The sequence below is a fragment of the Candidatus Limnocylindrales bacterium genome (assembly GCA_035571835.1).
GTDB lineage: Bacteria > Desulfobacterota > Binatia > UBA1149 > CAITLU01 > DATNBU01.
On record DATNBU010000045.1, the window covers coordinates 237,051 to 255,338 of the forward strand.

Annotated in this window: 21 protein-coding genes; 2 read left to right on the plus strand and 19 right to left on the minus strand. The window is 65.9% G+C overall.

Annotated features, from left to right (window positions below; translation table 11 throughout):
* Positions 1–4: 4 nt before the first annotated feature.
* Genes VN634_22265 through VN634_22275 form a run of 3 tightly spaced genes read right to left on the minus strand, consistent with a single transcriptional unit; the run spans position 5 to position 3,027 of the window.
* Positions 5–1,006 (minus strand): MlaD family protein, encoded by a 1,002-nt coding sequence (locus tag VN634_22265; GenBank protein ID HXC53629.1) that lies wholly within the window; start codon positions 1,004–1,006, stop codon positions 5–7.
* Entirely contained in the window at positions 990–1,853 is an 864-nt protein-coding gene (locus VN634_22270; GenBank protein HXC53630.1) for an ATP-binding cassette domain-containing protein, read from the minus strand. The genes VN634_22265 and VN634_22270 overlap by 17 nt, the downstream gene beginning before the upstream one ends.
* Entirely contained in the window at positions 1,837–3,027 is a 1,191-nt protein-coding gene (locus tag VN634_22275; protein ID HXC53631.1) for an ABC transporter permease, read from the minus strand. Before VN634_22275 ends, VN634_22270 begins: the two co-directional genes overlap by 17 nt.
* A gap of 166 nt (positions 3,028–3,193) precedes the next feature.
* On the opposite strand from VN634_22275, the gene VN634_22280 reads away from it, so the two are divergent.
* Positions 3,194–3,613, plus strand: coding sequence for a secondary thiamine-phosphate synthase enzyme YjbQ (locus tag VN634_22280; GenBank protein HXC53632.1), 420 nt, complete (start codon positions 3,194–3,196; stop codon positions 3,611–3,613).
* 51 nt (positions 3,614–3,664) lie between these two features.
* Here the strand turns inward: VN634_22280 and VN634_22285 are convergent, their stop codons facing one another.
* The 11 genes from VN634_22285 to VN634_22335 form a co-directional block, all read right to left on the minus strand.
* Positions 3,665–4,201 carry an SRPBCC family protein gene (locus VN634_22285; protein ID HXC53633.1) on the minus strand — a complete coding sequence of 179 codons (537 nt, stop codon included), beginning with the start codon at positions 4,199–4,201 and terminating at the stop codon, positions 3,665–3,667.
* 214 nt (positions 4,202–4,415) lie between these two features.
* Positions 4,416–5,717, minus strand: a complete 1,302-nt coding sequence (locus tag VN634_22290) for a HAMP domain-containing sensor histidine kinase (protein ID HXC53634.1) — start codon at positions 5,715–5,717, stop codon at positions 4,416–4,418.
* A gap of 27 nt (positions 5,718–5,744) precedes the next feature.
* Positions 5,745–6,449 carry a response regulator transcription factor gene (locus tag VN634_22295; GenBank protein ID HXC53635.1) on the minus strand — a complete coding sequence of 235 codons (705 nt, stop codon included), beginning with the start codon at positions 6,447–6,449 and terminating at the stop codon, positions 5,745–5,747.
* Positions 6,450–6,506: 57 nt separating this feature from the next.
* Complete coding sequence (locus tag VN634_22300; GenBank protein HXC53636.1) at positions 6,507–6,980, minus strand: Spy/CpxP family protein refolding chaperone; 474 nt, start codon at positions 6,978–6,980, stop codon at positions 6,507–6,509.
* Between the two features lie 315 nt (positions 6,981–7,295).
* Complete coding sequence (locus VN634_22305) at positions 7,296–7,949, minus strand: DUF6064 family protein (GenBank protein HXC53637.1); 654 nt, start codon at positions 7,947–7,949, stop codon at positions 7,296–7,298.
* Positions 7,950–7,967: 18 nt separating this feature from the next.
* The gene (locus VN634_22310; GenBank protein ID HXC53638.1) at positions 7,968–8,570 is read right to left on the minus strand and encodes a thioredoxin family protein; all 603 of its coding nucleotides are present in this window, start codon (positions 8,568–8,570) and stop codon (positions 7,968–7,970) included.
* 51 nt (positions 8,571–8,621) lie between these two features.
* Positions 8,622–9,335, minus strand: a complete 714-nt coding sequence (locus tag VN634_22315; GenBank protein HXC53639.1) for a hypothetical protein — start codon at positions 9,333–9,335, stop codon at positions 8,622–8,624.
* 84 nt (positions 9,336–9,419) lie between these two features.
* Complete coding sequence (locus VN634_22320) at positions 9,420–9,893, minus strand: nitroreductase family deazaflavin-dependent oxidoreductase (GenBank protein ID HXC53640.1); 474 nt, start codon at positions 9,891–9,893, stop codon at positions 9,420–9,422.
* A gap of 18 nt (positions 9,894–9,911) precedes the next feature.
* Positions 9,912–11,150: a cytochrome P450 gene (locus VN634_22325; GenBank protein HXC53641.1), complete on the minus strand. Its 1,239-nt coding sequence runs from the start codon at positions 11,148–11,150 to the stop codon at positions 9,912–9,914.
* A 100-nt stretch (positions 11,151–11,250) separates the two neighbouring features.
* Positions 11,251–11,808, minus strand: a complete 558-nt coding sequence (locus VN634_22330; GenBank protein ID HXC53642.1) for a carboxymuconolactone decarboxylase family protein — start codon at positions 11,806–11,808, stop codon at positions 11,251–11,253.
* Positions 11,809–11,828: 20 nt separating this feature from the next.
* Positions 11,829–12,668, minus strand: coding sequence for an SDR family NAD(P)-dependent oxidoreductase (locus VN634_22335; GenBank protein ID HXC53643.1), 840 nt, complete (start codon positions 12,666–12,668; stop codon positions 11,829–11,831).
* 65 nt (positions 12,669–12,733) lie between these two features.
* Here VN634_22335 and VN634_22340 point away from each other — a divergent pair, with 65 nt between their 5' ends.
* Positions 12,734–13,762 (plus strand): right-handed parallel beta-helix repeat-containing protein, encoded by a 1,029-nt coding sequence (locus VN634_22340; GenBank protein HXC53644.1) that lies wholly within the window; start codon positions 12,734–12,736, stop codon positions 13,760–13,762.
* 82 nt (positions 13,763–13,844) lie between these two features.
* Here the strand turns inward: VN634_22340 and VN634_22345 are convergent, their stop codons facing one another.
* The 5 genes from VN634_22345 to VN634_22365 all read right to left on the minus strand — a co-directional run.
* The gene (locus VN634_22345) at positions 13,845–14,273 is read right to left on the minus strand and encodes an ester cyclase (protein HXC53645.1); all 429 of its coding nucleotides are present in this window, start codon (positions 14,271–14,273) and stop codon (positions 13,845–13,847) included.
* Positions 14,270–14,785: a PaaI family thioesterase gene (locus VN634_22350; GenBank protein ID HXC53646.1), complete on the minus strand. Its 516-nt coding sequence runs from the start codon at positions 14,783–14,785 to the stop codon at positions 14,270–14,272. The genes VN634_22345 and VN634_22350 overlap by 4 nt, the downstream gene beginning before the upstream one ends.
* Positions 14,785–16,230 (minus strand): tetratricopeptide repeat protein, encoded by a 1,446-nt coding sequence (locus VN634_22355; protein ID HXC53647.1) that lies wholly within the window; start codon positions 16,228–16,230, stop codon positions 14,785–14,787. Before VN634_22355 ends, VN634_22350 begins: the two co-directional genes overlap by 1 nt.
* A 175-nt stretch (positions 16,231–16,405) precedes the next feature.
* Positions 16,406–17,686: a serine hydrolase domain-containing protein gene (locus VN634_22360; protein ID HXC53648.1), complete on the minus strand. Its 1,281-nt coding sequence runs from the start codon at positions 17,684–17,686 to the stop codon at positions 16,406–16,408.
* A gap of 89 nt (positions 17,687–17,775) precedes the next feature.
* Positions 17,776–18,288: WS/DGAT domain-containing protein (locus VN634_22365; protein HXC53649.1), on the minus strand; the 513-nt coding region annotated here is incomplete at its 5' end.

An 18,288-nucleotide genomic window follows, 5' to 3' on the forward strand; every position in this document is an offset into this window, starting at 1 on the left:
TCGTTCACGGGGCAGCCTCCGGCGCCGGTGCTTCGCGGTTTCGCCTGCGTTCTCCCTTGCCTCGCAGCAGCGCGTCGGGCTGGCGTTCGAGCAGGGCCGCGAGGTCATGAACGGTCTTCGCGGTCACGGCCGCATCGCCGAGCGTCTTCTCGAGCGCGACGATGAGCGGCGAATCCGGCTGCAGCACCGCGCCGGCATTGACGGACGCCACGCGAAGATCGGCGAGCGTCGCGCGAAGCTGGGCAAGCGTCGGCTCGATTTCTTTCTTCAGCGGCTCGAGCGTGGCCCGCGTCGTGTCGGAGGTCTGCTTCAGGCTGGTCAATGTAGCATCCAATGTACCGAGAGTATCGTCGAGATGATCGATCGCGTCGTGCAGGCCCTGCGAGTCGAGCAGCGTCCTTGCCGACGTGGCCGCGGTCTTGATCTCCTCCACAAGCCCTTTGATGTCGATCTGCTGGAGGTCGGCGAAGAACTGCGCGGCCTTCGTGGTGGCCTGTTCGAACGGCGTGGGAAGCGTCGGGATCTCCGGGTACGGAGAATGGGTCTGGTCGCCGAGCCGGAGGCCGCGCGTTGCCGGAAACAGGTCGAGCTTCACGTACAGCACGCCGGTGACGAGACTCTCGCTGGAAAGCTGCGCGCGAAGGCCGCGCGCGACCAGGTCGGCGATCGTCGGCGGATCCGGCTTGACGAGCGAGCCCAGGTTCGAGGTCTTGTCGGCGTCGAGCTCGATCACCACCGGAACGTAGAATTTCTCGCGCGTGCCGGTAAGCGCAGCCATGTCGCCGATGCCGAGCAGGATGCTCGAGACGGTGCCGATCTGGACGCCTTTGAGCTTCACGTTGGCGCCGACCGAAAGGCCGCTGACGTCGCTTTCGAAATAGAGGATGTACTTGTAGCTCTCGCGGAAGAACCGACCCGAGCCGAAGATCGTCACTCCGACCAGCCCGAGCGCGACCGCACCGACGACGAACGCGCCGATCAGGGTCGGGCTACTTTTCTTGGACATGGCCTTGGTCCTCGTCTCCTGCGCTGCGATTGAGGAAGCGCCGTACTTTCGGATCCGGATGCGAATCGCGCAGCTCGCGTGGGTTTCCCTGGGCAATCATCGTTCGCGTGTCGATGTCGAGGAAGACGCTATTGTTACCGATTGTGAAGATGCTCGCGAGCTCGTGCGTGACGACCACTGCGGTCGACCCGAGGCTCGCCTGCAGCTCGAGGATCAGCTCGTCGAGCAGGCGCGAGCTGATCGGATCGAGTCCGGCCGACGGCTCGTCGAAGAACAGGATGTCGGGATCGAGCGCCATCGCACGCGCGAGGCCCGCCCGTTTCTGCATGCCGCCGCTGATCTGCGACGGATAATAGTCCTCGAAGCCGGCAAGGCCGACGAGCGAGAGCTTGAGCGCAGCGATCTCGCGGATCTGGGCCGGCTTGAGGTCGGTGAACTCGGCGAGCGGAAGCGCGACGTTTTCGGCGAGCGTCATCGAGCTCCACAGCCCGCCGCCCTGATAGAGCACGCCGAACGTGCGCAGCATCTGTTCGCGCTTCTCGGGTGACGCGTTCGTGAAGCTTTCGCTGCCGTAGAAGATCTCGCCTTTGGCGGGCTCGAGCAGGCCGATCATGTGGCGCAGCAGCGTGCTCTTTCCGCAACCGCTCGCGCCCATGATGATGAACACGTCGCCGCGCTGGACGGTGAAATTGATGTCGCGCATGACGACGAAGTCGCCGAACGCCATCGTGACATCCTGCACCGTGATGCGCGCATCCGGATCGACGGCGGGCGCGCCGCTGTTTCCCTGCTTCAGGGCGATCGCGGCCGCCGTCGCGGCGAGCTCTGCATCAGATGCCGAGGACATAGAACACCACTGCAAAGATTCCACACGCCGAGATGATCGCGACGATGCTGCTGACGACCGCCCTGGTCGTCGCTTCGCCAACGGCCGATGAGCTGCTTCCCGACTGGATTCCGCGCAGGCAGCCGAACAGCGCGACCAGCACCCCGTACACGGCGGCCTTGACGAGACCGCCGACGAGATCGTCGAGCGTAACCGCCCACTGCGTGTACTGATAATACGTGACCGGCGACAGCCCGAGGCCGACCACGCCGACCGCCGCTCCGCCCAGAATTCCGACCGCGTCCGAGTACAGGCACAGAAGCGGCATCATCAGCGCCAGCGCGATCATCCGCGGGATCACCAGGAATTCGAGCGGGGAGATGCCCATCGTCGAGAGTGCGTCGATTTCCTGGTTCACCTTCATGCTTCCGAGTGCGGCGGCGTACGCGGCCCCGGTGCGTCCCGCCATGACGATTGCGGTCATCATCGCGCCCATTTCGCGCACCATCGCGATGCCGACGAGATTGGCGACGTAGATCTCCGCACCGAACTGCTCGAGCTGTACGGCGCCGACGAACGCAAGGATCGTCCCGACGAGGAAACTGATCAGCGTAACGATCGGGAGCGCTTCGACGCCGGCCTCCTGCATGTGAACCGACAGGTCCGAGCGGCGAAACCTCGCCCGGCCGCGAATCACGCTGCCGAACGCGATCACGATGCTGCCGACGAACTCGAGCGCTTCGAGGGCATTGTGGCCTGTGCGCGTCGTCCACAGCCCGATGCGCGTGACGACGCTGGGCTGAACCTGCTGCGCGCGGGCACCTTCGCGTTCCGGAACGGTCTCGGCGAGCTTCAGCATGCTGCGCGCGCCGTCCGGCAGCCCCTGACGGTCGAGATGAACGCCGTGCTCTGCAAGCAGATGCGTGAACCGGATCAGGAAGACGAGAAGCCCCGAGTCCCAGCGCTCGACCGCCGAGGTGTCGAAACGGACCACTTTGTGACCGAGTGCAATGACCTGCCTGGCGGCATTTTCCGGCTCCGGCAGGTTCTCGCGGATCGACCAGACGCCGCTCAGGTTGACGACAGCCTCATCGTGGTCGCCGCTGACGACGATCGAGGACTTCGTGTCCTCCATATCGATGGGCTCGGCAGCCTCGCTCCGGGCGGCTTCGTTCGTCGCGCTGCGCAGGGCCATCCTCTACGGGATATCGGCCAGCGGACCGGCTGGCAAGCCTTGTGTGGCAATCGGGGGCGACCCTTCGGATTACGGTGATCCGTTCGAGTCGGCGGCGCGCGAAGCCATCGAGCCCGGGATTCGTGGAAGTTGGAGGACCGGGCGATCCCGGCTACCGTCGCCCGCATTGAGACAGGCTTTCACGACGATCGAAATCGGAACCCGCGAGCCGGGTTTGTTCGAAATCACGCACGAAGTTTCCGAGTGGGCTTCGGCGAGCGACATCGCCGACGGCCTGCTGACGATGTTCATCCGGCACACATCGGCGTCGCTCGTGATTCAGGAGAACGCCGATCCGGACGTGCTCACCGATCTCGATGCATTTCTTCGGCGGATCGTGCCGGAGGACACGCGGCTGTACCGGCATACCGCCGAAGGCGCCGATGACATGCCTGCGCATATCCGTTCGGCGCTGACGTCCACGCAGCTTTCCGTTCCGCTGCGCGGCGGCCGGCTCAGGCTCGGCACATGGCAGGGCATCTACGTGTTCGAGCATCGGCGCGGCCGCTTCCGCCGCAGCGTGGACCTTCACATCGTCGGCGACTGACCACCGAACAAATCGAGGACCACTCCGATTCCGGCCTTCCGGTCCGGCCGGTCAACCGTGACGTGCCGCGCGAAATGCTTCCATGTCGTGCGCCGGGGGCGGCATCGGGCGGATCGGCACGGGCTCCGGCATCACGACTCGCGCGCCCATCGACGGGGCCAGACGGTTGAGCGATTCCCTCAGGCACGCGAGTCCCTTGGTCATCGTCGGCCGAAACAGCATCCCGAAGATCGGATCGAGCAGCACCAGCGGTGCGAACAGATGGATGTCGGACGTCCACCGGATCCGCGAGCCGCCGCGAAACGGCGTCACGGTGACGCAATCGGTGACTTTCGTGATGAGACTGCGCCCCATGAACATCACACGGCGACCGGGCTCGTACACTTCGACGTGGTAGTCGAGCGTCGTGTTGACGCCCATCAGGCGCATCGTGACGCGGAATTCGGTTCCCAGCCCGACGGCACCCGGCGTGCACTGTTCGACCCGCGTGATGCTCGGATCCCAGGACGGAGCGTTGTTGAGGTCGCTCAGATACAGAAATGCGCCGGACGGCGGCGCATCGGTTACGATCCTTTCGTCGAAATTCATTCCGCGGAATGTACCTGAACCGAACCGCTCGTGTCCGATTTTCGGTCCCTCAAGCGGGCGCGATATTTAACGCGCGTCGCGTTTTTGCGCGAGCAAAATCCGCGCCGCCCGCACAGCCGCACGCCGAACGTGGCCGCGCGAGCGCAGGACGTCGACGTGATGGCCCAGGATTATGCTCGTGATTACGCAAAGTGATCGCGTGCGAACCGACCGATCATTGCGACGCCCCTTTCTGCCGGGCACCGAACGTGACTTCGATCGTCGTTCCGCCGCCATCGCGCGCCACGGCACGCGCCGTGCCGCCGTGACTCTCGGCGATGCGTCGAACCAGCGCCAGCCCGAGCCCGACTCCGCCCCCTTCGCCCTCGCTCGTGCCGGATCTCCTGTAAAAGGCCTCGAAAACCCGCTCCCGCTCGACATCGGGAATACCGGGACCGCGATCGCTCACGCGCAGCACCGCTCCGCCACCCGGCGCCGGTGCGACATCGGCTTCGATTGCCGACCCCGAGCCGTAGCGGCGTGCATTTTCGAACAGGTTTCGAGCAAGCCGCCGCAGCAGCCGCGCGTCGCCGCGTAGCGTGACCGCGGTGCCGCCTACGTCGGCGCCGACGCGCGCACCTTCTTCGGCGACGAGCGCAAGCAGATCGACGTCGTCGTTCCTGTCGACGTCCGGCGAAGCGTCGAGCCGGCTCGTCAGAAGGATTTCGCCGATCAGATCGTCGAGCTCGTCGATGTCGCTGGCGATCCTTTCGCGCACGTCGCGCCGCGTGTCGACGCCAAGCAGCTCGATGGCGACGCGCATGCGGGCAAGCGGTGAGCGCAGCTCGTGCGACGCCGTCGCGAGCGCATCCTTCTGTGCGTGCACGAGACGTTCGATCCGCTCGGCGGCGCGATTGAAGCTGCGCGCGAGCTCGGCGATCTCGTCGCTGCCTTCGACGTTGACCCTGGCGCGAAGGTTGCCGCTGCCGAGAGTGTCGACTCCGGCGCGAAGGCGCTCGAGCCGGCGTGTCAGCCGGCGCGCAAGCGGAAGGCTCGCGAGCGCGAGCATTGCCGCAAGCACCGCAATCATCAGCAGCGCACCGAGCGGCCGGTGGCGGCCGGCGTGATCGGCGAGCAGCCGCCTGCCGTCGGGCAGCGCCATCACTGCGAGCATTCCATGACCGGCAGAGTGCGCGATGCCGCTGCCGGAAAAGCGCGTATGCGGCGCCGCAATCACTGGGCCGGCGCTGGCAACAGGCCGTCCATCGGCATCGAGCAGCGTCAGGTCGGCCTCGAATTTTCCGGCCAGCCGTTCGAGCGCGATCTTCTGCTCGTCGGCCGGACGATCGGGGGGTGGCAGCACTTCGCCGATCAGCTCGGCCATGCCGCCGAGGAACATTTCGGCCTCGCGATCGCGCGGCGCGATCCACCACAGGCAGCTCGCCGCGACGGCAAACAGCACGAGCGCCGTGACCAGCGCCAGGTAGATCTGCAGATAGAGGCGATGGCGAAGGCTGTGGCGATGAAGCCGCTTCAAATCTTTTCCTCTTCCGCCGGCATCCGCTCAGCTCGCATCCTCGTCCTGGCGGCGCGCGAAAAGGTAGCCGGTGCCGCGGATCGTCAGCACGCGGCGCGGATGCTGCGGATCGTCCTCGATCGCAGCGCGGATGCGCGAGACGTGCACGTCGATGCTGCGGTCGAAAGCCTCGTGCTCACTGCCGCGCACCTTGTTCATGATCGTGTCTCGCGTCATCACGCGGCCGGCGCTCTCGGCCAGCGCGCACAGAAGATCGAACTGGTACGACGTCAGCGGCTTGTCGTCGCCGTCGACGCGAACAGTGCGGGCATCGCGATCGATCTCGAGCCGGCCGAAGCGGAGAACCGAATCCGCGGCGAGCACTGGCGCTCCGGAGCGCCGCAGCACGGCTTTGAGCCGCGCCAGCAGCTCGCGCGGATTGAACGGCTTCGGAAGATAGTCGTCGGCACCGAGCTCGAGTCCGACGATGCGATCGGTGTCTTCGCCGCGCGCGGTCAGCATCACGATCGGGACCTGCGAGCGGCTGCGGATCGTGCGGCAGACGTCGAATCCGTCGCGGTCGGGAAGCATCACGTCCAGGATGACCGCGTCGAATTCCTCTCGCGTCAGCGCGTCGAGGCCGCCGGCGGCATCCCCGCGCGTCGTCACGTCCATGCCCGACTTGCCGAGGTACTCGGCCACCATCGCGGCCAGCGCGCGGTCGTCTTCGACGATGAGGATACGTTCCGACATGTTGCTTCCGGCGCCGGGCCTGCAGCTCGCGCTGCGCCGGTTCGCGAATCTATGCGCTCAGTGATGATGGCGGAAGCGGTCGAGGTGCTGGATGAGCTCGGCGCGCTGCTCGGTGGTCAGCACCTCGGCCGTATCGCCGAGCGCCGACGCGACGACGCGCGACAGGTTGTCGGCGAGACCGATCTCCTCGACCCGCAGCCGTTCGATGGCCGCGCGGTCGATCGTCGGCGCTTCCAGGATCGCGTGAAGCTGGTCGCGGTTCGAGCGGTGTTTCTCGACGATCGGGAACAGGCTGTCGACGGTTCCGTCGATGATCTTCTCGACGCGCTGCTGCTGGTCGGGCGTGGCGTCCAGCCGGTGAAGCGCGAACGCCGCGAAGAACTCCGCGTGGTCGCGGGCTTCTTCGAGCGTCGGGGGCCCGTCGCCGGCGCGCGAGATCGCGCCGAGGGCGGCCTCGGCAACCGGCATCGTCGCTCCGATCGCGAAACCGATCAGGCCGGCGCCGATTACGCCGAGGACCAGGCCGGCCACGAAGCCGCGCCGCTTTCGGTTAGGGCACGAGGATTCGGGGACTTCGTGGTTCGGGTCTGAAGAAGAGGAGGACGGGAGGGCGGGGGTGTCGTAAGTGTTCATACAGGCTCCTTCTTTTCCGGCGGCTTCTCGCCGGATGCTATGCGGCGGTTTGCGCCGGATGCTTGCCGGGACGGCATCGGCGGCCCGGTTCTGGCCGGAATCTGTCCGGCTCGGGAAGGAGACTAGGCGCGCGAGGTTTCGGGGATTGGTCGCGCAGGTAAAGTTTCGTAAAGGCGACGCGGCCAGGATCGGACGCCGCCGCAGCGCCGCGCGCTACTGCGCGGCCTGCACGGAGTCGGGATCGTCTTCGGTCGGCGTCATCGTCAGCACGAGCGCGGCGGCGACGATCAGGCCGATGTCTTCGCGAAGACGCAGCTCGAACGCGAGCCAGGTCCCCATCGCCGCCCAGAACAGCGGCACCGCGAACAGCACGCGCGCGTACGGTGCGCGCGTCAGCAGCAGCATTCCGAACGTGAAGATCGTAACCGGCGTCGGCACTCCGAAGCTCGGCGACGTCGGATGCGCGTGGCCGAGCAGGGCGGCCAGCGCCGGATACGCAACCAGCGAATAGAAGATCAGCAGGATGCCGGCGAGGTGACGCGGGCCGGTGTGCGTCCAGAAGCGCACGTCATGGCGGGCAACGCCGAAATTGAGCAGCAGCGCCGCCTGCATCGCGAACACCGCGCCGAATACGTAACCGAGCGGCGTGATGCGGCTCAGGAATCCGCAGCAGTAGATCAGGCCCGACCACGCCCACAGCACCGAAAGCAGCGCGCACGCGATGCGGTCGCGCTGCGATCCCGGGAATAGCGCGAGGCACACCGCGACGAATGCGACGAGGCCGAGAACTTCGGGCGCAGGCCACAGCGCCTCGTTGTAGGCGGTGAACACGCCGAGAAATTCGTCGCGTCCGAGATTGAGCGGCAAGGTTCCGGCCTCGTCCTGTCAGGCGGACGCGCCGAAATAATCGGGTTCGTTGCCGGGAGTCCACTTGATGTTGCAGCCGAGACTCGGTCGCTGGTCGGCGGCGACCTGGCGTCCGGCAAGCAGCGCATCCATCGCAGCACGAAGGTCGCGGCCGCTTACCGGCTCGCTGTTTCCCGGACGGCTCGAATCGAGCTGGCCGCGATAGACCAGCGGGCGATGGCCGTCGGCTGCGGCCGGACCGAACAGGAAAAAGTCCGGCGTACAGGCCGCGTGATACTGCCTGGCCACCTGCTGCGTCGAATCGAACAGGAACGGGAATCTCCAGCCGAGCTCGACGGCCAGCGCACGCATGTGCTCGGGGCCGTCCTGGGGATGCGTCTCGATGCTGTTCGCATTGATTGCGACGATCGAGATCCGGCCGTCGTAGTCGCGTGCGAGGCGCGAGAACTCGCCCCGTACATGCACGACGTACGGGCAGTGGTTGCAGATGAACATGACCAGAAGCGGACGCACGGCCGGGAAGTCGCTGAGCGCGACGTCACGTCCCGTCACGGCATCCGGCAACCGGAAGTCCGGTGCCGGCGTACCGAGAGGGAGCATGTCGGATGCGGTTTTGACCATGGGCGAACGTCCGCGCCGAACATAGCGGGAACGGTTCGCTCTGGGGAATCCTCAGAAATTGTACGCGATTGCGATGCCGCCCGGGTGCGGAGCGAAATGCCATTCGCCGAGCTTCGAGAGGCGCGTTCCATCGAACTGCTGGTGATAGTCGTTCCAGTCGTTCGCGGCACGCGTCGGGTGCGTCCACAGGAACGCTTCCGAAGAGACCTCGCTGACGGCGAACGACGTCCAGCCGTCGGACTGGTCGTGCTTGAACGCTTCGGCGATCACGAGCCCGTGCGCGAGGTTGAGCGTGAGGCTCCACACGTGGCGCTTCCAGTCCCAGCGCATGTTCGCTTCCTTGGCGGCAGTTTCCATCGTCTTTTCGGCAAGGTGCAGGCGCTCGGTGCAGTTCGCGCTCGACGACTTCGGAATCGCGCGGACGCGGTCGGCGCCGTAACGCGCGACATGCGGCCGGAACGTGAGGTCCGCCATTCCGAGCACGGCCTTTCCTGCGGTGATGAAGTTGTTGACCTGCGCGCCGTTGTCGTCGTGCAGAGTACCCTGCGTAACGCCGGCCACGACGCCGATCGTGAAGATCGCCATCCAGCTTCCCCACCAGAGCTTCGCGCGGGGCTGGCCGTCCTCGAGTCGTGTCTCGAGGAAATCGAGACGGGCTTCGGTGTTGGGGTCGCACGCCTGGGCGCTCGCGATCGACGGCGCGAGAAGGGCGACTGTGACGAGCATCGCGGCGAGGCAGCGACGGGGGGCACGGGCGATCTGCATGGCAATTTCTCCGATCCGGACGGTTCCGGGATTGTCAGTAGGGCACGGTCTTACATCGATGGTTCACGGGAGAACAGCGATCTGTCAACGAGGATCGAGGATGATCACGGGAATCTCCCGCATCGTGCGGGCCTGGTAGTCGGCGTAGTCGGGATACATCCTGCACAGCGCGGGCCAGTAGTGACTTTTTTCTCCGGCATCGCCGCGCCGGGCCTTCATCGGGCGCCGGGTCCTGCCGATTTCGATCTCGACGTCGGGGTTCGCGTCGATGTTCTTTACCCACAGAGGGTCTTTGGCCATGCCGCCCTGCGAGCCGACCACCACCACGCGCGGCCCGTCCTCCAGGTAAAGAAGCGGCGCTGTTCGCCGCTCGCCCGACTTCCGGCCGACCGTGGTCAGCAGCAGGATCGGGGCGCCGTGCATCCAGACAGCGCCGAACCGGCCGCCGCTCCATCGGTAGATCCAGGTGTTGACCAGCGACATCACCCGGATGATCGGCTTGGCAATGCGCTCCTCGGTGGCGGTGAACGGGCGCGGCATTTTTACGGCGTCAGCCATTTGTGAAGGATCCTTCTGTCAGCAGGAAATCGGAAGCGACTCGAGCCCGCGAAAGACGAACTGGTCGCGGAAGTGTGCGTCGCCGGCTGCTGCGAGCTTCGGGCAGCGTTCGAGCAGCCGACCGATCGCGAGCACGGCTTCTCCGCGTGCGAGGTTTGCGCCGAGGCAGAAATGGATGCCGCTGCCGAACGACAGCGGTTCGATATCCTTCCGGCGGACATCGAGCGTATCGGGATCGGGGTACCTCGCCGGATCGCGATTGGCGGCGCCGAGGATCGTGACGATGCCTTCGCCTGCGCGGATGCGATGCCCGGCAATCTCGATGTCTTCGAATGCGGCGCGCCCCGAGAGCAGGATCGAGCCGTCGAAACGCACGAGCTCTTCGATCGCGTTCGGGACCAGCGACGGATCCGCACGCAGCACATCGATCTGGTCGGGATGGCCGAGAAGATGGTGGACGCCGTTGCCGATCAGGTTGGTCGTCGTCTCGAAGCCCGCGCCGAACAGCAGAAGGCTCATTCCGACGATCTCGTCGTCGCTCAGGCGATCGCCGCCCTCCTCGGCCTGCGCCATGCCGCTCATCATGTCGTCGCACGGTGATCTTCTTTTGTCGGCGAGGAGTGCGTGGAAATACTCGGACATCCACGCGACCGACGCGTCGGCGGCTTCGACGTCGGCGCGCGTCACGTTCATCTCGAGCGTTCGCGTGTTGAGTCGCACGCCTTCGCGAAACGGCGCGCGGTCGGCTTCGGGCACGCCGAGAAGATCGCCGATCACGGTAACTGGAAGCGGAAACGCGAGCGCATCGAGGAGGTCGCCGCCGCCGGCTTCCACGAGCGGATCGAGCAGCTTGTCGACGGTTGCGGCCATGCGCGGTTTGAGCCGCTCGACGGTGCGCGGCGTAAAAGCCCTGGCGACCAGGCGCCGCAGCCGCGTGTGCTGCGGAGGATTGGCGAACAGCAGGGTCGAGTCGCCGTAGCCGAGCGACTGGTGCTCGCGCCAGTCGTCGAACCCCGCGCGTTCCATCATTCCGGGCCAGTCTTTTCCGCAGCGCGGGTCGCGCAGCGCGCTGTGGCAGTCGTCGTAGCGGGTCAGGACCCAGTTGCCGAAGCTGCTCTTGAAGATCGGAGAAGCGCTGCGGACTTCATGAAGCGTCGGATACGGGTCGCGGCGAACCTCCGGATCCATGATGAGCGTAAGGAACGCGGCATCGGCGCGTGCCGGATCGTCGTGCGCTCCCGAATGTGCAGTGCTCATGCTGATCCTCCGTCCCCGCCCGGGACCGTACTTCCAGGTTTCATCGAACGAAACCGCGACAGGCCCCGAGCTCCAAGGTACGAAACCGACGGCCCGATTTCTACGGCTTCGGCTTGAGTGAGTCGACGACACGGGTTCCGACCGGTTCGTCGAGCTCGGTGTCGGTGCATTCGGTCAGCCGCGCGAGCATCTGGTAGTAGCCGATCGTCAGGATCGTCTCGACGATCTCGCGGTCGCTCAGGTGTTTCTTCGCTGCAGCGAATGCCGCGTCGCTGCAGCGTACCTTCTTTGCGCTCTCGTCGACGAACGCGAGGAACGCCTTCTCCTTCTCATCGAAGCACGATGCTCCGAGGTTGCCGTCCTCGATGGCCTTGATCTGCTCGGCCGTGGCGCCGCACGCTTCGGCGATCGGCACGTGCTGGATCCATTCGTATCGCCCGCCGTACGAATGAACGGCCTGAAGGATCGCATACTCGCGAAGCTTCGGCTCGAGCTGCTGCGCCGACAGGATCGACTGGCCGAGGCGCATGAGCGGCCGGAAGCTCATCGGTGCATGCGCCATCATGCGGAAGATGTTGAGCGGCACCGGAAGTGCGCGAAAGGCCGACTGCACGTCCGGCGAAGCGCTTTCGATATCGACGAGAGGAATTCGCTGCATGAGCTTTCTCCAGTATGCGGTCAGGCCATGAACAGGCCGCCATTCGTATCGAGCGAGACACCGTTGATGTACGACGCGTCGTCCGACGCGAGGAACGCGATCGCGCCGGCCTGCTCGTCGGGAGACGAAAGCCGGCGAATCGGCATGAAGTACTCGTAGGCGGCGATGCGCTGGGCGCGAGCCTGAGCCTCTTCTTCGGTGGCGGCCTTGCGGACGCCGCCGGCGCGGATCATCGGCGTATCCACTCCGCCCGGGCAGATCGCATTGACGCGGATGCCGCGCGGGCCGTAGTCGAATGCGAGATGCCGCGTCAGCCCGAGCAGGCCCGCCTTGCTCGACGTGTAGGCGAGACCGCCGTTGGCGCTCTTGGAGCGGCCCGCAAGCGACGAGACGTTGACGACCGCGCCGCGGCCGCGTGCGGCCATCGACGGCATAAGCGCGCGGCAGCAGTGAAACGGTCCGCTGAGATTGACCGCGAGCACACGGTTCCAGCGCTCGTCGTCGAGCGTTTCGATGCCGTCTCTGGTCGCGGTGTCGCCGGTGCCGGCGACGTTGGCGAGGATGTCGACTGCGCCGAGCAACGTCTCGACCGCGGCTGCGGCTGCACGGACACTCGCGGAATCGGCGACGTCGCATTCGATCTCGATCGTGCGCGCACCGAGAGCTTCGATTTCGCGCCGAACCGCGGCGGCACCCGCGGCGTCGCGATCGACGCATGCGACCGCAGCGCCCTCGCGCGCGAATCGAAGCGCGGTTGCGCGTCCGATCCCGCTGGCGGCGCCCGTCACGAACGCAACGCGTCCGGCAAATCGAGTGACGTCCACCGGCGCCTGATAGCGGTCACGACCGGCGCGGTCCACAGGGCGCCGCTCCTGCATGTAACCGCCGCGATCTGCCGGCGTCCTGACGCGGCAGGGAGACGATCATGAAGCCGATGAACCCAATCGCCGCCGGCGCGGCGCTCGCGTTGCAACTGTGGAATTCCGCACCGGCTTCGGCCGTCGAGCTGTCGGTACCGACTGACTTTCCGACGATCCAGGCGGCCATCGACGCGGCTCCGGATGGGGCAGTGATCTCGGTCGCTGCCGGCACCTGGTTCGAGGACATCGACTTTGCCGGCAAGGATATCGTCGTCCAGGGCGAGGGCTCGGATTCGGTCATTCATGGAACCGGCACCGGTCCGGTGGTGCGCTTCACGAGCGGCGAGGGCCCGGGGGCGAAACTCGATTCGTTCACGATCACCGGCGGGTTTGCGCAGACCGGCGGCGGCATCGAGATCGTGGGTTCGAGCCCGACGATCGTTCGCAATGTCATCGCCGGCAACTCGGCAAGCCGTGTGGGCAGCGGGATGTTCATCGGCGGTGCATCGTCGAGCCCGCTCGTCGCGAACAACCTGATGATGTTCAATACCGGTGCGGGAGGAGATCCTCACACCGTGCAGATCGAGGGCTCGTCTCCGCGACTCGTCAACAACACGATCGTCCGCAACGACAGCAACGCGATCCTGACGTCGGGCGAAGGCCATCCGGAGATCCGCAACAACATCCTCGCCCGCAACGGCACTCGCATCAACGGCTCGCCGGTCAAGGGTCGCGGCATCTGCGATTTCGCAGCCGGCACGATCACAAAGTACAACCTGTTCTTCCGCAATGCGGTGGCGGCGATCCTGACTGCGGGGAAAGATTTCCGCCGGATCCGCAGCGCCGAGTACGAGCTTCAGGACGAACGTCTTGCCGACAATCTCGACGGCGCGACACGATTCTCCGCCGGACGGATCCCGCGAACGCTGTCTGCCGCGACGCCGGCCGGGTTCATACCCCGTGAAGATGCACCCGGCGCGAGCCGTGCGGCGCACGGCGGCGATCCATCGCCCGAATACGCAAACACCGACGGCAGCCGCAATACGATCGGCTTTACCGGCGGCCCGTTCGCGCCGCTGCTCGAAGAGCGTTGAACGAAAATCGGGGTCAGACACTGATTTCGGAAAATCAGTGTCTGACCCCGATTTCCACGAATGTCCGTCCCCGATTCCTGCGCTACGACGTGAGCTGGCGGAGGATCGTTGCCGAGTCGAAGTAGACGCGTTCGCAGACGAGGTTCTTACCTTCGAACACGAAGAACGCGGTCATGCGGCAGCGGAACTCGCGGCCGGTCGGATCGATGCCGGCGAGCGGGCCCTTGTGCGTGCCGAGCAGCCAGAATTCGGTGATCACGGCGTCGTCGGCGTGGTGAAGCGCAATCAGCTCGTTGCGCTGGTCGGGAAATGCCGTGCGGCTGGTACGGAAGTAATCGCTGACCGCCTCGGCGCCGTCGTGGATCTGATCGGTCGGGATCAGCTCGTAGCGAGGGTGGTGGAACGTCGCGAGCGTGCGGTCGAACTCGTGGACGTTCTCCGACTCCATGTGCTCGCGCACGATGCGCTCGCGATGTGCACGCAGCTCGGCGCGATCAGACTGCTCGCTCATGATGCTTCCTCCGCCGCACTCGTGCTGCGGTTCTGTTCGATGATCGTTGCGCGCGCGAGCGCGAGCAGCCTTCCGGACGCGTCGGTAAAGCGGATCTGCGTGTGCATCGTACGGCCGGACCGATGAAGGATCTCGCCCTCGACGAAGAAATCTCCGTCGATACGGTGGAAGTAGTCGACAGTCAGGCTCGCGGTGTTGAGCCACGTGCTCGGCGGCTCGTGGCGCCCACCTGCACGTCCGGTAAAGACTGCGATGAAATCTGCATACGTCGGCGTGAATCCGCCGAACAGGTCGCCGCGCGGGTTTCGAACCTGCGGCGGCAGATGACACGAGACCTTGAGGAAGCCCGTGCGCTCTTCGACCACGGTCCAGTCGTACGCTTCGAGAAAATCGCCGACCGGATGGCCGCGACCGACCAGGCGCGCCGGATCGGTCGTGCGCCATTTGCGCGCGAGCGTTTCGATCGAGCGCGAAGCGCCTTCGCGCGCGCCCGGCTGCGCACCGTCGGCCATCAATGGCCTCCGTCGTCGACGCCCGGATCCAGCGACGGCTCCGGACGCGAAGGCGCGGACGGTTGGCTCGCAGCCGCTGCCGGCGCGGAACCGGCTGACGCTGCGGGCGGCGAAGCGTCGGATTCGGTTTCGGGAACCGTCGTCGCCGCCGCACCGGCCGATTTCTTTTCAGCGTCCGCTGCGGCGTCGGCCTCCTCCTTGCGGAACTGTTCCTTCGCTGCATCTCCGCGCGCGGTGATCGCGGCGACTGCGTTTCGCTGCTCGGCCGCGAGGTCGGCCTTTCCGGCTTTGTCGTACGAATCGGCCAGCGCCTGGCGGTTGTCGGCCACATCGGGCGCAAGCTCCACGGATTTGCGCAGCGCATCGATGCTGGCGTCGTACTTGCCGGCATCGTAGCGGCAAAGTCCGATGTAGTACCACGCAAACGATGCGAGCGATGGATCGAGCTGCATCGCCTGCGACAGTGCCGGCTCGGCGACTTCCGGTTTGCCGAGGTCGCGATAGACCACGCCGCGGTTGTAGTAGATCTGCGCCGCAAGCTTCTTCGTCTCGGCGTTCTGCTTCTCGATCGGCGCGGGCATCATCGACAGGGCCGTGTCGTACGTCTGCAGAGCTTTGTCGGAGATCCCGAACTTCTGGTAAATGAAGCCGAGCGCGGCCTGGTTGTCGTAGGAGTCGGCTTTCTCTTTGACGAGCCGGCGATAGGGCGAAAGTTTCTCCGCCAGCTCGGTTCGCGTCTGCGCGATCATGCTCTGCGTCTTGGCGTTCGACGGCTGCATCTTCAGCGCCTGGTCGAGCGTCTCGAGACTCTTCCCGTAATTGCCGGATACGCGGTACGTAACCGCGAGCGCCTGCACGTACTCGACGCGCTTCGGATCGGCGGCAACCACCTTCTTCAGCGTCGCGATCGCCTGCGGGAATTTCTCCCGGCCGCGGTACGACCAGGCAAGATAGTAGAGCGCCACGGGATCGTTCGGCCGCACGGCGAGAACTTTCTTCGCTGATTCCTCGGCGTCGCCGTACGACTGGAGGTCGATCAGCAGGTGCATCAGCTCGACTTGCGGCTCGATCGACGACGGCCTGAGCTCGTACGACCGGCGGCAGTCGCCGATCGCATCGAACGTTTCGTGGCGTGCGGCGCGGTCGCGGCAGCGGGCGAGCAGGTGATCGGGGTTGTCGTTGTCGAACTTGTCGGGCGGCGGCGCCGTCGCAGGAGGAGCGCTCAGCGGCACCTGCACCGAACCTTCGCCGGCCTCGAGCGACGGAATCGGTGCAGGCGTCGTGGCCGAGCCGCCGCTTGCCGCCTGTGCGAGCGCCGCGTGCTGCGCCGCCTTGATCCCCTCTTCGACGCTCTCGTCGCGCTTCGACGCGCATCCCGCTGCCAGGACAAGCAGTGCGCCCGACGCAATCATCCGGCCGGACGCACGAAACCATCGGTTCGTCATAAGGCCGACATCCTAAGAGACATCGCGCGAAGGATCCATGCGCGACGCGGCCGGAACGGGCGGATCAACGGCGGAGACAACTCGAATACCGGGACAGTCCCGGTTCTCGTGAAGGTGCGGGCAGCGGCTTTTCGTGCAGGTGCGGGCGCGGCTTCTGGTGCGCAGCGCGGCGCAGCTAGCGCCGGTCGGCACAGCGCGCGGCCGCGGTCGAGATCCGAACGATGCGCAGATCGCCGAACGGTGTGCCGACGCCGCTGTTCAGCGTCAGTGCGACCGACAGGTTGCGATCGAGGTCGGCCCACGCGCCCGATCCGCCGAAACCGAAGTGGCCGATTCCGTGGCGGACGGTCGTTCCCATGCCGAGCGTGAACGGCCGGTGGTAGCCGAGCCGCCAGTGCATCGGGAACGGGATCACGCGATCGAGCGTGCGGTTCTGTACCGTGGAGGCACGGTGAAGCGTCTTCTCGGACATCAGCCGGACACCGTCGAGAGCTCCGCCGCCGGCCAGCGCGGCATACATGCCGGCGAGCGCGCGCGCGGTGAAGATCCCGTTGGCCGATGGGATGCAGGCCGCTGCGAACTCTGCGGAATTGAAATCGAGCTCGTCGATTCCGTGCGGCATCAGCGCGCGCTCGGCTTCACGAAGGTCGACCGGAATTCCGATCATCTGCAGCCAGCGGCTCGCGGCGGCCAGATAGCTGCGCGTGCGATCGGCGCCGCCGCGCTGCCCGTGAAGCCCCGCAAGACCGAGCGTCGCCTTGCGCCCCGAATGCGAATCGGGAAGCCCGACGAACAATCCGTCGAGCTGAAGCGGCTGAGAGATTTCCTCGTCGAGCACCTGGCAGAACGGCTTGCCGGTGATGCGCTGGATGATCTCGCCGACCAGATACCCGTACGTGAGGCCGTGATAGCCGTGGGCTTTTCCCGGCTCGTGAATGGGATGCGCGGCTTCGAGCGCACGGATCATGTATTCCCAGTCGAGCATTCGGCGCGCGTGATCGATCATGCCGCGGATGTCGTAGAGGCCCGCCTCGTGGCTCATGATCTGGCGGATCGTGATGTTTTCTTTGCCGCTGTGCGCGAACTCCGGCCAGTGCTTCGAAACCGGCTCGTCGTAATCGGCGAGGCCCTTGTCGACGAGGATGTGCAGCAGCGTCGATGCGACGCCTTTGGTCGTCGAGTACGAGACCGACGCGGTGTCCGAGCTCCACGGCGTACCGGCCGCGTCGATCGTCCCGCCCCACAGATCGACGACCTTCTTTCCGCGGTGATAGATGCACAGCGCGGCGCCGCCCGGGCCGGGCGACGGAATCAACGACTTGAACAGGCGCGCGACCGACCAGAAGTCGGGATGGATGTAGCCTTCGGCGAGACTCGGATGCTTCACGCCGGACGCGAGCCGGAGCACGGGCGCCAGACCGGTCATGGTTTTTTCCGACGAGAAGAATGATGCCATTGGTCCCTGATCCTAATCCGATTGCGCCGGCCGAAGACAATCCGAATGTGCGAACGGACCCACTCCTTTGCAACCCTGCGAGCCGAGAATCACGACAGTTGCGTCGATCCGTTGGCGCCGTGGGGCGCGTCCGCGTTGGCGCCGTGAGGCGCGTCCGCGTTGCTGCCGTGCGTCCCGTCTGCGCTGCCGCCGGAGGCCTGCGGAGCCTTCGCGGCCACTTTCGCCTTCGTCGTACGGCCGGCTTCCTCGCTGCGTCCCGCCGCGCCCGCCGAGGCCTGTGCACGGGCCGCAAGCGCCTGAAGCTCCTCGAACGCTTCGCGCGTCGCCTTCACGTACGCATTCAGGTCCGGAATCAGGTCGTAGTCGGCGTTGAAACCCCAGCAAAGCTTGCCGTCGTAGCTGAGCAGCGCGATCCCGAGGCCGAGATTGTCGACCAGCGGCACGTGCGGGAAGGTCTCGAGAAGCTTCGCGCCGAGCATGTACATCGGGAACTGCGGTCCCGGCACGTTGGTGACGACCATGTTGAACGGGAGCAGACGCGTCATGTTGCGTCCGGCGAGCGACAGCAGCGTAGACGGCGTCCATTCGGCAACCTGCGTCAG

What these genes read in the sequence shown, in the direction of transcription:
- VN634_22325 (HXC53641.1), bottom strand. Translation starts at nt 11,150, where the DNA reads ATGAGCACTGCACATTCGGGAGCGCACGACGATCCGGCACGCGCCGAT.
- VN634_22340 (HXC53644.1), top strand. Translation starts at nt 12,734, where the DNA reads ATGAAGCCGATGAACCCAATCGCCGCCGGCGCGGCGCTCGCGTTGCAA.
- VN634_22285 (HXC53633.1), bottom strand. Translation starts at nt 4,201, where the DNA reads ATGAATTTCGACGAAAGGATCGTAACCGATGCGCCGCCGTCCGGCGCA.
- VN634_22295 (HXC53635.1), bottom strand. Translation starts at nt 6,449, where the DNA reads ATGTCGGAACGTATCCTCATCGTCGAAGACGACCGCGCGCTGGCCGCG.
- VN634_22355 (HXC53647.1), bottom strand. Translation starts at nt 16,230, where the DNA reads ATGACGAACCGATGGTTTCGTGCGTCCGGCCGGATGATTGCGTCGGGC.
- VN634_22360 (HXC53648.1), bottom strand. Translation starts at nt 17,686, where the DNA reads ATGGCATCATTCTTCTCGTCGGAAAAAACCATGACCGGTCTGGCGCCC.
- VN634_22275 (HXC53631.1), bottom strand. Translation starts at nt 3,027, where the DNA reads ATGGCCCTGCGCAGCGCGACGAACGAAGCCGCCCGGAGCGAGGCTGCC.
- VN634_22320 (HXC53640.1), bottom strand. Translation starts at nt 9,893, where the DNA reads ATGGCTGACGCCGTAAAAATGCCGCGCCCGTTCACCGCCACCGAGGAG.
- VN634_22315 (HXC53639.1), bottom strand. Translation starts at nt 9,335, where the DNA reads ATGCAGATCGCCCGTGCCCCCCGTCGCTGCCTCGCCGCGATGCTCGTC.
- VN634_22345 (HXC53645.1), bottom strand. Translation starts at nt 14,273, where the DNA reads ATGAGCGAGCAGTCTGATCGCGCCGAGCTGCGTGCACATCGCGAGCGC.
- VN634_22265 (HXC53629.1), bottom strand. Translation starts at nt 1,006, where the DNA reads ATGTCCAAGAAAAGTAGCCCGACCCTGATCGGCGCGTTCGTCGTCGGT.
- VN634_22350 (HXC53646.1), bottom strand. Translation starts at nt 14,785, where the DNA reads ATGGCCGACGGTGCGCAGCCGGGCGCGCGCGAAGGCGCTTCGCGCTCG.
- VN634_22310 (HXC53638.1), bottom strand. Translation starts at nt 8,570, where the DNA reads ATGGTCAAAACCGCATCCGACATGCTCCCTCTCGGTACGCCGGCACCG.
- VN634_22270 (HXC53630.1), bottom strand. Translation starts at nt 1,853, where the DNA reads ATGTCCTCGGCATCTGATGCAGAGCTCGCCGCGACGGCGGCCGCGATC.
- VN634_22330 (HXC53642.1), bottom strand. Translation starts at nt 11,808, where the DNA reads ATGCAGCGAATTCCTCTCGTCGATATCGAAAGCGCTTCGCCGGACGTG.